General features: G+C 55.9%; 13 protein-coding genes and 1 pseudogene. 12 read left to right on the top strand and 2 right to left on the bottom strand.

Annotated features, from left to right (window positions below; genetic code table 11):
• Positions 1-231 precede the first annotated feature (231 nt).
• From G7A98_RS00140 to dmpG, 11 genes are all read left to right on the top strand, one after another.
• Entirely contained in the window at positions 232-1,602 is a 1,371-nt protein-coding gene (locus tag G7A98_RS00140) for an SRPBCC family protein (RefSeq protein ID WP_163647471.1), read from the top strand.
• A gap of 214 nt (positions 1,603-1,816) precedes the next feature.
• A complete protein-coding gene (locus G7A98_RS00135; RefSeq protein ID WP_163647470.1) occupies positions 1,817-2,377 on the top strand; it encodes a 3-phenylpropionate/cinnamic acid dioxygenase subunit beta in 561 nt (186 codons plus the stop codon).
• A 130-nt stretch (positions 2,378-2,507) separates the two neighbouring features.
• On the top strand, positions 2,508-2,837 hold the full coding sequence (locus G7A98_RS00130) for a bifunctional 3-phenylpropionate/cinnamic acid dioxygenase ferredoxin subunit (protein ID WP_163647469.1): 330 nt from the start codon (positions 2,508-2,510) through the stop codon (positions 2,835-2,837).
• A complete protein-coding gene (locus G7A98_RS00125; RefSeq protein ID WP_163647468.1) occupies positions 2,834-4,063 on the top strand; it encodes an FAD-dependent oxidoreductase in 1,230 nt (409 codons plus the stop codon). Before G7A98_RS00130 ends, G7A98_RS00125 begins: the two co-directional genes overlap by 4 nt.
• Positions 4,064-4,122: 59 nt before the next feature.
• Entirely contained in the window at positions 4,123-4,953 is an 831-nt protein-coding gene (gene bphB, locus G7A98_RS00120) for a cis-2,3-dihydrobiphenyl-2,3-diol dehydrogenase (RefSeq protein WP_163647467.1), read from the top strand.
• Positions 4,954-4,964: 11 nt separating this feature from the next.
• Complete coding sequence (gene bphC / locus G7A98_RS00115; RefSeq protein WP_163647466.1) at positions 4,965-5,900, top strand: biphenyl-2,3-diol 1,2-dioxygenase; 936 nt, start codon at positions 4,965-4,967, stop codon at positions 5,898-5,900.
• Between the two features lie 39 nt (positions 5,901-5,939).
• Entirely contained in the window at positions 5,940-7,313 is a 1,374-nt protein-coding gene (locus tag G7A98_RS00110) for an outer membrane protein transport protein (RefSeq protein WP_163647465.1), read from the top strand.
• Positions 7,314-7,484: 171 nt separating this feature from the next.
• Positions 7,485-8,312, top strand: a complete 828-nt coding sequence (locus G7A98_RS00105; RefSeq protein WP_163647464.1) for an alpha/beta fold hydrolase — start codon at positions 7,485-7,487, stop codon at positions 8,310-8,312.
• Between the two features lie 145 nt (positions 8,313-8,457).
• The gene (gene dmpE / locus G7A98_RS00100; protein ID WP_163647463.1) at positions 8,458-9,246 is read left to right on the top strand and encodes a 2-oxopent-4-enoate hydratase; all 789 of its coding nucleotides are present in this window, start codon (positions 8,458-8,460) and stop codon (positions 9,244-9,246) included.
• A 21-nt stretch (positions 9,247-9,267) separates the two neighbouring features.
• Complete coding sequence (locus G7A98_RS00095) at positions 9,268-10,203, top strand: acetaldehyde dehydrogenase (acetylating) (RefSeq protein WP_163647462.1); 936 nt, start codon at positions 9,268-9,270, stop codon at positions 10,201-10,203.
• Between the two features lie 13 nt (positions 10,204-10,216).
• On the top strand, positions 10,217-11,254 hold the full coding sequence (gene dmpG, locus G7A98_RS00090; RefSeq protein WP_163647461.1) for a 4-hydroxy-2-oxovalerate aldolase: 1,038 nt from the start codon (positions 10,217-10,219) through the stop codon (positions 11,252-11,254).
• 16 nt (positions 11,255-11,270) lie between these two features.
• Here the strand turns inward: dmpG and G7A98_RS00085 are convergent.
• A pseudogene (locus G7A98_RS00085) lies at positions 11,271-12,214 on the bottom strand (IS1595 family transposase).
• Positions 12,215-12,402: 188 nt separating this feature from the next.
• Entirely contained in the window at positions 12,403-13,752 is a 1,350-nt protein-coding gene (locus tag G7A98_RS00080; protein WP_163647460.1) for a replication-associated recombination protein A, read from the bottom strand.
• Positions 13,753-13,993: 241 nt separating this feature from the next.
• On the opposite strand from G7A98_RS00080, the gene G7A98_RS00075 reads away from it, so the two are divergent.
• A complete protein-coding gene (locus tag G7A98_RS00075; protein ID WP_163647796.1) occupies positions 13,994-14,539 on the top strand; it encodes a hemerythrin domain-containing protein in 546 nt (181 codons plus the stop codon).
• Positions 14,540-14,586 lie beyond the last annotated feature (47 nt).

The raw sequence follows: 14,586 nt of genomic DNA, 5'->3' as shown, positions 1-14,586 counted from the left end.
CAGGTCAGCAGGTTAGGAGCGTTTTTTGGTGCCGGGTTCACGGATTCAGGATTATCTCCAACTATCGTAGTAAAGACAAACGCACAAAACAGTCTATATTGTTTGTTTAGATATTCGGACATGCAGGTCAGCGGGTTAGGAGCGTTTTTTGGTGCCGGGTTCACGGATTCAGGTAGGGTAGATGCTTTCGTTGGAGCATCTTGAGAGAAGACAAAGCATAGGAGCTCAATAATGAACAACAGTGAAGTAACCGAAACGCCCATAAAATGGGTGAAAAAATGGTCTAATGAAGAAATCAAAAATCTAGTGGATCAGGAGATAGGGCTGATTGATCCCCGTATTTATTCAGATCAGGACCTGTATGAAATTGAGCTTGAGAGAGTCTTTGCTCGTTCCTGGCTGCTTCTTGGGCACGAGGGGCATATTCCCAAGGCGGGCGACTATATCACAACCTATATGGCTGAAGATCCTGTCATCGTCGTTCGGCAGAAAGATGGGAGCATCAAGGTCTTCCTGAACCAGTGTCGGCATCGTGGTATGCGAATTGAGCGTTCGGATTTCGGAAACGCAAAATCATTCACCTGTACATATCACGGCTGGGCCTACGATACCGCCGGAAATCTAGTCAACGTCCCCTTCGAGAAAGAAGCCTTTTGTGACAAGAAAGAGGGTGACTGTGGGTTCGACAAGGCCGATTGGGGTCCGCTGCAAGCGCGTGTGGATACCTATAAAGGTTTGATTTTCGCCAACTGGGATGAAGAGGCCCCGGATCTGCTCACCTATTTGAGTGACGCAACGCCGTATATGGATGTGATGCTCGATCGGACCGAGGCGGGTACCGAGGTTATTAGTGGCATGCAAAAAACGGTAATTCCATGCAACTGGAAATTTGCCGCCGAGCAGTTCTGCAGTGATATGTACCACGCAGGCACGATGTCGCATCTGGCGGGCGTGCTGTCCAGCCTCCCGCCCGACGTGGATCTGTCTCAGGTGAAACTGCCGTCAACCGGGAATCAGTTTCGAGCCAAATGGGGCGGGCACGGAACCGGTTGGTTCAATGATGATTTCGCGCTCCTTCAAGCCATTATGGGGCCTAAGGTGGTTGATTACTGGACCAAAGGGCCTGCCGCTGAGCGCGCTCAGAGCCGTTTGGGGCAAAAGCTCCCCGCTGACCGAATGGTCGCACAGCACATGACAATTTTCCCGACGTGTTCGTTTCTCCCGGGAATCAATACAGTCCGTACCTGGCATCCGCGCGGACCCCATGAGGTCGAGGTATGGTCCTTCATTGTAGTGGATGCCGATGCACCGGAGGAAATTAAGGAAGAGTATCGCAGGAAGAACATTTTCACCTTCAACCAGGGTGGAACCTATGAGCAGGACGACGGCGAAAACTGGGTAGAGGTTCAACGAGGGTTGCGGGGTCATAAGGCGAGAAGTCAACCCCTCTGTGCTCAGATGGGTGCCGGTGTCCCGAATAAAAACAATCCAGAATTTCCTGGAAAGACCAGCTACGTCTATAGCGAGGAAGCCGCGCGCGGAATGTACCATCACTGGGCTCGCATGATGTCCGAGCCAAGCTGGGAAACGCTGCGGCCATGAGCGATTGAGAACATCGAAGAAAGTAATCGCATTCCCTGTGTCTACTGCGGCTGGGGAATGCGAAAGGTGGCTGAGCCGGCGAAACAAGATCAACTCAGTCTTGGTGGCTATTAATCTGGCCGAATTCCAAAGGCATTGGTCCTAGGTCTGGAGTTGGCTTTGCTTAAACGCTCAATCTTATGTCAGCACCTAATGTAGATAGAAGGAATAAAAAATGACATCTAGTGATCTTACTAAACCGATCGAATGGCCACTGAAGCCCATTGATCATGAGCTTCAACACGCCGTGGAACAATTCTATTACCGCGAGGCCCAGTTGCTTGATTATCAGAAATACGAGGACTGGCTGGCTTTGATGACCGAAGACGTTCGGTACTGGATGCCGATTCGAACCAGCCATATCTCCCGGGATAAGGCCCTGGAGTACATTCCCCCGGGAGGTAACGCCCACTTTGACGAAGACTATGAGAGCTTACGGGCAAGAATTCGTGGGAGACTGTCAGGCCTAAACTGGACCGAGGATCCGCCTTCCCGCAGCCGACACATTGTCAATAACGTGATCGTCCGTCAAACAGAGGATTCTGCCGTGTTGGAGGTTAGTTCCGCGTTCCTTTGTTACAGAAACCGGCTGGAGCGTATGACGGACATATATGTTGGTGAGCGCAGAGATATTTTGCACCGTGTGACCAATGGACTCGGGTTCAAGATTTCCCAGCGAACCATATTACTCGATCAGAGCACGATTACTGCTAATAATCTCAGCCAGTTTTTCTGATTGGTACAAAGCTCTTGTCGTTCACTTATAAAGCTCTCATATATGGAGAAAGCTTTATAAGTGAACCTGATCAATTCCTGCCTAAAAGTTGAGTAGCGAACCAAATCAAGTGTTAGGAGACAACGAAATAATGACATTCTCCGTAGTATGTAACGTATCTGACATTCCGGTTGGTGAGGCCCTGAAGGTTGAAGGTAGCGAGGGAGCTATCGCAATTTTCAACGTCGATGGTGAGCTGTTCGCGACACAGGATAGATGTACTCACGGAGATTGGTCCTTATCTGAAGGGGGTTACCTCGAAGGAGACATCGTCGAATGCTCTCTGCATATGGGTAAGTTCTGTGTACGCACGGGCAAGGTAAAAGCGGCACCTCCATGTGATCCGCTCAAAATGTTTCCGTTAAAAATCGAGGGCGATGATGTCCTCGTTGATTTTGACACCGGGTATTATGCGCCATGAGTAAATCAATTGTTATTATTGGCGCCGGGCTTGCCGGGGTAACTGCGGCTCGCTGTCTGCGAACTGAAGGGTATCAGGGGACGATTCACCTAATAGGAGAAGAACCCTGTGTTGCCTATGATCGACCGTGTTTGTCCAAGGAGCTTCTTGCGGGAAAGGTGGATGAGCCCGCGGCGATCCTGGAGCCTGACTGGTGTAAGTCAGCTAACATAACGCTTCATCTTGCAGAGCGGGTGACTGAAATTGATGTCACAAACCGGCAGGTTCGTTTGCAGTCCGGTGGCCACATTCCCTACGACTATGTGCTTCTGGCGACAGGGTCACGTGCAAGGCGCATCCAGGCAGAGGGCGGCAATCTGCCAGGTGTTCATACATTGCGAACACTTGAAGATACAAACCTGTTGAAGGATTCACTGGCATCGGCCAAGTCCCTGGTGATCGTTGGTGGCGGTCTGATCGGGTGTGAAGTGGCAACCACCGCTATTGGTCTTGATACCAGCGTCACCATTCTGGAATGTGGGGACGAACTCCTGTTACGTGTTCTGGGCCGTGATACCGGCGAGTGGTGTCGTAACGAATTGGAACGTATTGGCGTTCAGGTCGAACGAAGTGCGCATGCCTTGCGTTTCGAAGGCGACGAGCACGTGCGTGCGGTTGTGTGCACTGATGGTCGACGAATAGAAGCTGACACCGTCCTGGTAAGCATTGGGGCGGAGCCGGCCGATGATCTCGCTCGCGCAGCCGGTATTGAGTGCCAACCGGGTGGTGGTGTACTGGTCGATGCCACTGGAAAAAGTTCAGATCCCAGAGTATTCGCGGCAGGGGATGTGGCTGCCTGGCCACTGAGGTCGGGTGAGCGGCGCTCACTTGAGACATACCTGAACAGCCAAGCAGAGGCAGAAGCGGCCGCCGTTGCTATGTTGGGCAAGCCACAGCCTTCGCCGCAGACCCCAACCTCCTGGACTGAAATTGCAGGGCACAGAATCCAGATGGCAGGTGATATTAACGGCCCAGGCGAAATTGTTGAGCGCGATAACGGAGGGCAGCATGATTCCCGAGTACTGTTCAGGCTTCTGGATGGCCGCGTGGAAGCGGTCATAGCCATTGATGCACCACGCGATTTTTCAGTGGCAACCCGTCTGGTGACGCGAGGTGTTCCTGTTTCCATGCCAGAGTTGGCTGATCCTCAATTCAGTCTGAGGGACTTTTTGAAGGCTAAGGCATAGGGACATCTAGCGACATTAATTTTGAAGGTCTACACGATTTCCATTTGGGCAACTTATTTATGAAATTACAAGATGAAGTAGTCTTTATCACCGGGGGTGCATCTGGATTGGGCCGTGCCTTGGTAAATAGATTTGTCAAGGAAGGTGCCAAGGTCGCTGTTTTCGATAAGTCTCCGGATCGAGTTCGCCAGCTGGAGCAAGAACACGGTAAAGCAGTGGTATCGATTGCCGGTGACGTGCGCTCATTGGAAGATCTGAAGCGAGCGGTCACGCAATGTGTCGACACGTTTGGAAAAATCGATGTGTTGATACCCAATGCGGGAATATGGGATTACAACATGCCCCTTGTCGATTTGCCGGATGATAATGTCGACAAAGCGTTTGATGAGGTGTTTCAGATAAATGTAAAGGGCTATATTCTCGCTGCAAAGGCTTGCTTGCCGGCTCTCGTTGCCAGCCGTGGCAGCATTATATGTACGATTTCAAATGCCGGCTTTTATCCCAACGGCGGTGGACCTCTCTATACGGCAACAAAACATGCAGTCGTTGGCTTGGTGCGTGAACTTGCATACGAACTGGCTCCTTATGTACGTGTTAATGGTATTGGCGTTGGCGGAATGAATACAAGCCTGTCAGGGCCAGGTTCATTGGGAATGAGCGAGAAGTCCATATCTGAAATCTCGTTGGGCGAGATGCTGAAAAGCGTACTGCCAATCGGTCGTATGCCCGATGTTGACGAGTACACAGGGGCCTATGTGTTTTTCGCCACAAGAGGAGATTCCGCCCCGGCTACGGGTGCACTGTTAAACTACGACGGTGGCATGGGTGTCCGCGGACTCTTTTCTGTGGCCGGGGGTGAAGACCTCTTGGATAAGCTAAATATCGAATAAGGAGATATAAAATGGGTATTAAAAGCCTGGGCTACATGGGGTTCTCTGTAAGTGATGTACCGGCGTGGCGTTCCTATCTTACCAAGAAGGTGGGATTGATGGAGGTGGATGGCTCCGATGAGAAGGCTTTATATCGCATGGATTCAAGGAGCTGGCGATTCGCGGTTGAAAAAGGCGAGGCTGACGATCTTGAATTGGCGGGCTATGAAGTGGCCAATCAAAAGGCGTTGAAGTTAATGACGGAACGGCTACGTGAAGCCGGGGTCCAGGTCAAGACGGGCGACACTGAACTGGCAGAAAAACGTGGCGTGATGGAATTGATCTCATTTAAAGATCCATTTGGCCTGTCTCTGGAGCTTTACTATGGGGCCACAGAGTTATTTGAACAGCCTTTTATCTCTCCTACAGGTGTCAGTGGATTCGTTACCGGAGAGCAGGGGTTGGGACATTATTTCTATGCGGTTCCAGATATCGAGAAAGGCCTGTCGTTTTACACGGAACTGTTAGGCTTTCAGTTATCCGACGTAATCGACATCGCGATAGGCCCGGATATTACTGTGCGAGGTTATTTCCTTCATTGCAATGGTCGCCACCACACCCTGGCTATCGCCGAGGCTCCGTTACCCAAGAGGGTTCACCATTTCTTGCTGCAAGCCTTGACGCTTGATGATGTAGGTTATGCCTACGACCGACTCGATGGTTCGTCAGACAAATTAACCGACTCTAACCTTCAGGCAGAGGAAAGTGACAACAATACATCTAGCATGATCACTGCGACGATCGGACGTCACGTTAACGACCACATGGTCTCATTTTATGCTGAAACACCATCCGGGTTTGAACTTGAATTTGGCTGGGGTGCTCGTGACGTCGATGATTGTTCCTGGGTGGTGACAAGACACAACCGAACTGCCATGTGGGGGCATAAATCGGTACGAAGAAAATAACAGCTTCTACTAACGGGAATCAACAGAGGTGAAATAAAAATGAAGGAAAAAATAAAAATAACATCTGTTATAGCTGGCTTGATGATTCCCGCCGGAAATGCCTTGGCGGTCAGCGACGTATTCAGATTTGTTGGGCATGGTCCAATTTCCACGGCGATGGGCGGAGCTGCAACTGCTTATGATGTGGGCGCAGCAGGCATGATGACAAACCCCGCGACTCTCTCTTTGATGGAGCAGGGTTCTGAGATTCATGTGGGTTTCGATGTTGTAATTGCTGACATCTCGGTTAAAGACCTAGCCACTGGGGAGGTCTCCTCCTCCAGAGATCACTCAAAAAACCGAGGCCCATATGCTGCGCCGCAGCTGGCCTATACCTATCGCAATGGCTCCCTGGCGCTTGGTCTTGGTGCCTTTCCTCAAGGTGGGGTAGGGACAGAGTACGGTAATGACGGTTTTCTCTCCCGCGCCACCGGGGGGCTTGATACGGGGCTCGAGTCTTCCAGTCGGCTGCTTACCATGAATATCCCGTTTGCTGCCAGCTATGAGGTTAATGACCAGCTTATAGTAGGGGCCAGCGTGGATGCCCTGTGGCAAGGCCTGAACCTTGAAACGTTGTTGGGGGCGGACCAGGTAGGCTCGCTTATGGGGTCTGGTCGTGTGAGTGGGACTCTTGTACCTGTGCTCGGAGGTTTGCCTGACTTTCGTGGCGCGCATCTCAGCTTTTCAAGAAACCATCCGGTTGCAAGCGGTGTAGATGCCTGGGGGTTTGGGGGGCGAGTGGGTATGATCTACAAGTACAGCCCGGACACCCGAATAGGGGTTGCTTATTCCATGAAGAGCCATATCGAGGACATGAAAGGGGATGGCGTTCTGACTGCGGTCGATGCTGTTGCCGGACAAATCGCGCTACCTGGAACGGTTAAAATCCGCGATTTTCAAACACCCGCGCAATTGAATCTGGGGATAAGCCACCAGGTTGGTAGCCAGTGGTTGCTGGCGGCTGACCTCTCCCGGATCTTCTGGGAGGATGCAATGGAAGATATCGATGTTGCTTTTGAGGCGGATACTGGCCAAAATATCGATATTCTCCTGCCGCAGAATTATAAAGATCAAACAGCGCTTTCGCTAGGTGCTGCCTATATGACGGGAAAGTGGACGCTGCGAGGCGGTGCCAGATTTGCGACTCAGGCGCTACGCTCAGATACATTACTTGCGGTTATTCCTGCTATTCCTAATACTTTCGGGTCTCTGGGGTTTTCTTATCAATGGTCAAAGGCAAGTAAAGTGGACTTTGCCTGGACCCACTCCTTTGAAGAGACGATGGAGAACTCTAGGCTGCCTAACACTTCTGACCCAATAAAGGTTAAGCATTCCCAAGATAGTTTTGGTTTGGCTTACACTTATAGATTTTAAATTTCCCTCGGCTTGGATAAGAACAAGGAGGTTCTATCGATAGTGTATGTAATTTACTCGAGATACTCCCGATCGAGTTGCATATATCTTCTTTGGGATAGCGGTTGTAAGAATCTATGTGCGCCTTCTGAAACCTAGTGACCCAATATTTCGAAAAATGAGGAATGAGAGATGACGAACCCTGAAATCGGTAAGAGCGTTGTAGCGGCAGGTATCCAAACCAATTACCACGACGTTGGAGAAGGATACCCGGTAATACTGGTTCACGGCTCTGGACCGGGTGTGACTGCCTACGCTAATTGGCGCCCTAATATTCCATATCTAAGCCAGTTCTATCGTGTTATTGCGCCCGATATGGTTGGATTTGGCTATACCGAACAACCTGAGGGCTATGAGTTTTCCCTGGATAATTGGGTCCAGCACATCATCGGTGTTATGGACGCTTTGGATATTCAAAAGGCTCACATCGTAGGTAATTCTTTTGGGGGGGGGCTCGCGATTGCTACCGCTCTGAGGTATCCGGAGCGAGTGGGTCGTTTGGTCCTGATGGGCGCAGCTGGCACTAACTTCAAGCTCACAGAGGGCCTGGATGCAGTCTGGGGTTACCAACCGTCTATAGAGAATATGCGTAAGCTTCTCGATCTCTTCGCTTATGACCGTTCCCTGGTGAGCGATGAATTAGCAGAGGTGCGATATAAAGCAAGTATTCGCCCTGGAGTTCAGGAATCATTCGCAAGCATGTTCCCTGCCCCGCGCCAGCAGTGGGTAGACTCGTTAGCCAGCTCTGATGAAGAGCTTAAAAGTCTCTCCAATGAGACATTGATTATTCATGGAAGAGAGGATCGGGTTGTCCCGTTATCCAGCAGCTTGCACTTGGCTGAAGTTATAGATCGTGCGCAGTTACATGTTTTCGGTCGCTGTGGGCATTGGACACAAATTGAACATACAGATCGATTCAACCGTCTCGTAGTTGACTTCTTTAATGAGATCAACGAGTAGTGTGCTGAATTTTGTGGGTAGATAGAATCGGGTGCCTTTAATGCAAGCGTTAATAATAATTCGGATTCGTATTGATGCAGTTATTGAAGGCGCCGATTTAAAATCGAATTTCTTCAGGCGAGGAAATGGGGGGTGAGAAATAAATATGTGTTCTAGTGAGAGTGACGGTGACAGAATTGCAAAGGAACTTTTTTCTGCGTACCAGAGCTCTACGCCGATACAGAGTATTACGGATCGATATCCTGAGCTAACCGTCCAAGATGCATATCAAATACAGAAACTATTTCTTGCTAAGAGGTTGGCGCTAGGTGAGCAAGTTATTGGAAAAAAAATAGGCGTTACCAGTCAGGCTGTCATGGACATGCTGGGTGTGAACCAACCCGATTTTGGCCAGCTGACGGACCGCATGGTGATCAACCAGGGCGAGTCGATTGCCATGAAATCCCTGATCCAACCGAAAGCGGAAGGTGAAATCGCCTTTGTCCTGAAGCGGGATCTGAACGGCCCCGGTGTCACCGTCGCTGATGTGCTTAGGGCCACCGAAGGTGTGATGGCGTGTTTTGAGATTGTCGATTCACGAATTCGCGACTGGAAGATCCGGATTCAGGACACGGTCGCGGATAACGCGTCGTGTGGCGTGTTTGTACTCGGGGATCGCCTGGTGGACCCCCGTAATCTGGACCTGTTCACAACCGGTATGGTGCTGGAAAAAAACGGCCGGATCGTGGGTACGGGGGCAGGTGCAGCCTCCATGGGGTCCCCGGCGATTGCGGTTGCCTGGTTGGCCAACACCCTTGGCCAGCTGGGAATGTCGCTGAAGGCCGGTGAAGTCATTTTGTCCGGCGCATTGTCCGCCATGGTGCCGGTCAATGCGGGTGACAATTTGCGGATGACGCTGGCGGGTATTGGAAGCTGCTCCGTGCGGTTCGACTGATATAAGCAACAGGAAAGAGTCATGAGTAAGAAAATCAAAGCAGCCATCATCGGCTCGGGCAACATCGGCACCGACCTGATGATCAAGATCTTGCGCAATGGCAAGAATATTGAAATGGGCGTGATGGTCGGCATTGATCCGGAATCGGACGGGCTGGCCCGTGCGGCTCGCATGGGCGTCGCCACCACCGCCGAAGGCGTGGAAGGGCTGGTAAAGATGCCGGAGTTTGCCGACGTCGGCATCGTGTTCGATGCCACCTCTGCCGGCGCCCACCGGCACAACGAAGTGTTCCTGCGGGGCCACAAGGAAAACATCAAGATTGTCGACCTGACCCCGGCGGCCATCGGCCCCTACTGTGTGCCGGTGGTGAACCTGGAGCAGAACCTCCAGGAAGGCAACGTCAACATGGTCACCTGCGGTGGTCAGGCCACCATCCCGATGGTTGCTGCCGTGTCCCGGGTCGCCAAGGTGCACTACGCCGAGATCGTGGCGTCCATTTCATCGAAGTCCGCCGGCCCCGGCACCCGCGCCAACATCGACGAGTTCACCGAAACCACCTCGAAGGCCATCGAAGTGGTCGGCGGTGCCCAGAAGGGCAAGGCCATCATCATCCTGAACCCGGCCGAGCCGCCCCTGCTGATGCGCGACACCGTCTACGTGCTTTCCGACACCGCCGACCAGGCGGAAGTGGAAGCCTCGGTGGAAGAAATGGTCAAGGCCGTCAACAGCTACGTGCCCGGTTATCGCCTCAAGCAGAAAGTGCAGTTCGACGACATCCCCGAAGACCAGCCCATGAACGTCCCGGGCCTGGGCCGCTTCAGCGGTCTAAAGACCTCGATCTTCCTGGAAGTAGAGGGCGCCGCCCATTACCTGCCGGCCTATGCCGGCAATCTGGACATCATGACCTCCGCGGCTCTCGCCACCGCCGAGCGCATCGCCGAATCGCTGGTCAACTGAGGAGGAACGAACAATGACATTCAATCCCGGCAAGAAACTCTACATCTCCGACGTGACCCTGCGGGACGGCAGCCACGCCATCCGTCACCAGTACTCCATCAAGAACGTGCAGGACATTGCACGGGCCCTGGACAAGGCCAAGGTGGATTCCATCGAAGTGGCCCACGGTGACGGCCTGCAGGGCTCCAGCTTCAACTACGGCTTCGGCGCCCACACCGACCTGGAGTGGATCGAAGCGGTATCTGAAGTGATTGAACACGCCAAGATCGCCACCCTGCTGCTGCCCGGCATCGGCACCGTCCACGACCTGGACAACGCCTATAACGCGGGCGCCAGAATCGTACGGGTTGCCACCCATTGCACCGAAGCGGATGTCTCGAAGCAGCACATCGAACACGCAAGAAAGCTGGGCATGGACACCGTGGGCTTTCTGATGATGAGCCACATGCAGACCCCGCAGGGCCTGGCGGAGCAGGCCAAGCTGATGGAAGATTACGGTGCTACCTGCCTCTATGTCGTCGACTCCGGCGGCGCCATGAACATGAACGACATCCGTGACCGCTTCCGGGCGCTAAAAGACGTGCTCAAGCCGGAAACCGAAACCGGCATTCACGCCCACCACAACCTGGCGTTGGGTGTGGCCAACTCCATCGTGGCGGTGGAAGAGGGCTGTGACCGCGTTGACGCCTCCCTGGCCGGCATGGGCGCAGGCGCCGGCAACGCGCCGCTGGAAGTCTGTGTGGCTGCCTTCGACAAGATGGGCTGGGAGCACGGTACCGACCTGTACGCCCTGATGGATGCTGCTGACGACATCGTGCGCCCACTGCAGGACCGCCCGGTGCGCGTTGACCGCGAAACCCTGGCCCTGGGCTACGCCGGTGTGTACTCCAGCTTCCTGCGCCACTCCGAAGTGGCGGCGCAGAAGTACGGCCTGAAGCCCGTGGACATTCTGGTGGAGCTGGGCAAACGCCGCATGGTGGGGGGGCAGGAAGACATGATCGTGGATGTGGCGCTGGATCTGCTGGCCGCCCAAAAGAAGCAGAATGCATGAGCAAGACATTACCTGATTACGCATAAAGCTCAGCCATCCTCAGGAACCGGTACGGCATCGGCGGCGTTCGGGCGGTGGCCGTGAGAAAGCGCGGGATCATGGCCTTGAGGTCATAGCGCCGATTGAAGCGATACTCGAGCTCGGCGGCCAGGTAGCGCGGGGCGTGCTGCCCGCATATGGCATGATAGGTACCGGTGATCGCGTTCTTGAGGTTACCGAGCAGCGTGTTGACCCAGTTGAACTCCGGGTTCGCCACGCTGGCACGCCCACCGCCGGTGATATGGCGCACATGAGGGTAGGGAGGCGCATCGAAGGCCCGGAAGCTCCCGAGTCCGTCGCTGCTCACCTGACTGCCAGGCACAACGGCATGTCGGGCATGCGACGGATCCCGGTCAGGGTAAAACCACTCGCTCGGCGCAGCTGAACCCGCTGTGGGTGGCCCTCCTCATTGGTTTGCAAGGCGGCGATGAAGGGGAACTTGTGATCAGCGCCGCGCCCGCGCTTTTCCGGCCGCTCACCGCCCAGGTAGGCGTCATCGATCTCAATCCGCCCTGAGAGCCGCTCACCCTGGTTGCGCTCGTACATGACCTGCAGCAGCTTGTGCTTGAGCTTCCAGGCCGTGTTGTAGCTGACACCGAGCTCCCGGGACAGCTGCAGCGCCGAGATGCCGCTCTTGCGCTGGGTGAGCAGGTAGATCGCCAGGAACCAGGTGGTCAGCGGCAGATGCGTGCCATGGAAGATGGTACCGGCGGTCAGCGAGGTTTGATGATGGCAGCGATGGCATTGGTAGAGCCCACGCGAGAGTTGGCAGAAGGTCGTGTTGCCGCAGTCAGGACAGACGAAGCCCCTCGGCCAGCGATGCCGAAAGAGCGCCTCCCGGCATTGCCCTTCCGTGCCGTACTGACCCAGGAAGGCCGGCAGTGACAGGCCGGGCTGGAACTGGATGGGATTGCGAGCCATGGCATTATCTCCTTGACTGTCCGTATGATTCCAGGATAGACCTAAGCCGGGACAATGGCTGAATAACGTGTGTAATCAGGTAAGCTTTAAGCTGTAAGAGGATCGCCTCCGTGATCTTGCCACGGGGGCGATTCGTTTCAGGCTGTTGACGGCTTACGGCTTACGGCTTACGGCTTACGGCTTACGGCTTACGGCTTTGCGCCGTCGTCCGCCTCGGCATCGAGCTGCTCCCGCCAGGCCATCAGCTGGCCGTAGCGCTTCTCCTGGCCATATTCCGTGGGCGCATAGAAGCGCCGGTGAGGGACGGCAGCCGGCCAGCAGTCATGGCTGCTGCCGGCGGGGTAGCCGTGGGGCTCGTGGTGCGCGTAGCGGTAGCCCTGGCCGTGGCCCAGGGACTCCATCAGCTTCGTCGGAGCGTTGCGCAGGTAGGTCGGCACCTCCAGCTGTGGCTGCTGTGCCACGAAGGCCTTGGCGGCCTTCCAGGCCCGGTCGATGGCGTTGCTCTTGGGGGCCACCGCCAGGTGGATGGCGGCATGGGCGATGGCGCGCTGGCCCTCGTGGTCGCCCAGGCGCAGATAGGCGTCCCAGGCGGCCATCACCAAGGGCAGGGCGCGCGGGTCGGCGTTGCCCACGTCTTCCGAAGCGATGGCCGCGAGGCGGCGGATCACGTCCAGCGGGTCGCCGCCGCCCTGCACGAAGCGGGCGATATAGAGGAGGGCGGCGTCCGGTCGCGAGGAGCGCACCGACTTGTGGATCGCCGAGAGCAGGTCGTAGTAGTGGTCGCCCTGCTTGTCGAAGGCGCTGGCCTGATGGCCGATCACCGCTTCGAGGGCGTCGTGCTCCAGGCGTTCGTGCCCCGCCTCGTCGGTACGCGTGAAATCGCAGGCCGTCTCGAGCAGGCCCAGGGCGCGGCGGGCATCGCCGCCACTGGCCCGGGCGAGGGTTGCCAGCGTGGTCTCCTCGACCTGGATGCGGCGTGCGCCCAGGCCGCGGTGCTCGTCGTCGAGGGCGCGGCGCAGCACCGCGATCAGCTCGGCCTCGTCGAGTGCCTTGAGGACGTAGACCCGGGCTCGCGAGAGCAGGGCCGAGTTGACCTCGAACGAGGGGTTCTCGGTGGTGGCGCCGATCAGCGTCAGCAGGCCCGATTCGACATGGGGCAGCAGGGCGTCCTGCTGGCTCTTGTTGAGGCGGTGGATCTCGTCGAGAAACAGCACCGTGGGCCGTTGGCGGGCCCGGGCGTCGCGAGCGCGCTCGACGGCGGCGCGAATCTCCTTGACGCCGGCCATCACCGCCGAGAGGTGCTCGAGGCTGGCCCCCGAGGCCGCGGCGAGAATCTCGGCCAGGGTGGTCTTGCCGACGCCCGGCGGCCCCCACAGGATCATCGAGCGTAGCCGGCCGGTCTCGGCCATGCGGCGCAGGGGCTGGTCGGGGCCGACCAGCGCGGCCTGGCCGAGGTAGTCGTCGAGATCCCGCGGACGCATGCGAAAGGCGAGCGGGGCGTTGTCGTCGGCCGCAGCCGAGTCGGAAAACAGGTCCATGGCGGTATGTCGTTTCGTGATGTCGCTGCCGTTGGCGGGATTCAACGGGCGCCGGAGCGCCTGTGCCCCTAGTGTGATACACGTCGCAGGGCGAAAACAGTCGCACCCGCTGTCGAATGACTGATGCTCAAAAAAAGTGCCGGAGGCACGAGTCACCTACACTGGGTGAATGATTCAGGGCTCCCGATCCGGGGTTTCCCGTGTCGCTCAATGTCTAGCAGAGGAGGCTCTCGCCATGCCCATGCTCAATCAACTGCGCCAGGACCATGCCAACATGGCGCGCCTGTTGCACGTACTCTCGCTCAAGCACAAGACGCTGGATGCGGGCGAGCGGCCCAATTTCCAACTGGTCCGCGAGGTGGTCGATTTCATTCTCGACTACATGAGCGGCTTCACGGTGCCGCTGGAGCGGATCTGTGGCGAGCGTCTGATGACGCGCGTGCCGGAGGTCGATGACCTGATCACGCGCCTGACCACGGACTACGAGGCGCTGCATCGACGCCTGATGCGCCTGTCGGAGGACCTGGACATGATCCTGATGGATGCCGTCGTGCCGATGGATCGCTTCGCCGACGACCTCGGCGCCTATCTGGAGGCGCATCGCGCCTACCTGCGTGCCGAGCGCGAGGAGCTGTTTCCGTTGATTCGCGAGCATTTCGACGAGAAGGACCTCGAGGAGCTCGCCCGGGCGCTCCCGGAGGGGGCCGAGCGCGAGCTGGCGCGACTCCAGGACGCCTACCCGGAACTGTATGCCGAATTCAGCGAGGCACCGTCGCCGCTGAGCTGAGTTCGTGTCGCCGGACGGCGGCGCCCGTTGGGTGGGCCTCGCGGTTG

This window comes from Modicisalibacter sp. 'Wilcox', from assembly GCF_010993675.1.
Lineage (GTDB): Bacteria > Pseudomonadota > Gammaproteobacteria > Pseudomonadales > Halomonadaceae > Modicisalibacter > Modicisalibacter tunisiensis.
The sequence above is the reverse complement of the archived record's forward strand: the minus strand, read 5'-3'. Positions and strand labels throughout refer to the sequence as shown.

What these genes read in the sequence shown, in the direction of transcription:
- G7A98_RS00140 (WP_163647471.1), top strand. Translation starts at nt 232, where the DNA reads ATGAACAACAGTGAAGTAACCGAAACGCCCATAAAATGGGTGAAAAAA.
- G7A98_RS00135 (WP_163647470.1), top strand. Translation starts at nt 1,817, where the DNA reads ATGACATCTAGTGATCTTACTAAACCGATCGAATGGCCACTGAAGCCC.
- G7A98_RS00130 (WP_163647469.1), top strand. Translation starts at nt 2,508, where the DNA reads ATGACATTCTCCGTAGTATGTAACGTATCTGACATTCCGGTTGGTGAG.
- G7A98_RS00125 (WP_163647468.1), top strand. Translation starts at nt 2,834, where the DNA reads ATGAGTAAATCAATTGTTATTATTGGCGCCGGGCTTGCCGGGGTAACT.
- bphB (WP_163647467.1), top strand. Translation starts at nt 4,123, where the DNA reads ATGAAATTACAAGATGAAGTAGTCTTTATCACCGGGGGTGCATCTGGA.
- bphC (WP_163647466.1), top strand. Translation starts at nt 4,965, where the DNA reads ATGGGTATTAAAAGCCTGGGCTACATGGGGTTCTCTGTAAGTGATGTA.
- G7A98_RS00110 (WP_163647465.1), top strand. Translation starts at nt 5,940, where the DNA reads ATGAAGGAAAAAATAAAAATAACATCTGTTATAGCTGGCTTGATGATT.
- G7A98_RS00105 (WP_163647464.1), top strand. Translation starts at nt 7,485, where the DNA reads ATGACGAACCCTGAAATCGGTAAGAGCGTTGTAGCGGCAGGTATCCAA.
- dmpE (WP_163647463.1), top strand. Translation starts at nt 8,458, where the DNA reads ATGTGTTCTAGTGAGAGTGACGGTGACAGAATTGCAAAGGAACTTTTT.
- G7A98_RS00095 (WP_163647462.1), top strand. Translation starts at nt 9,268, where the DNA reads ATGAGTAAGAAAATCAAAGCAGCCATCATCGGCTCGGGCAACATCGGC.
- dmpG (WP_163647461.1), top strand. Translation starts at nt 10,217, where the DNA reads ATGACATTCAATCCCGGCAAGAAACTCTACATCTCCGACGTGACCCTG.
- G7A98_RS00080 (WP_163647460.1), bottom strand. Translation starts at nt 13,752, where the DNA reads ATGGACCTGTTTTCCGACTCGGCTGCGGCCGACGACAACGCCCCGCTC.
- G7A98_RS00075 (WP_163647796.1), top strand. Translation starts at nt 13,994, where the DNA reads ATGCTCAATCAACTGCGCCAGGACCATGCCAACATGGCGCGCCTGTTG.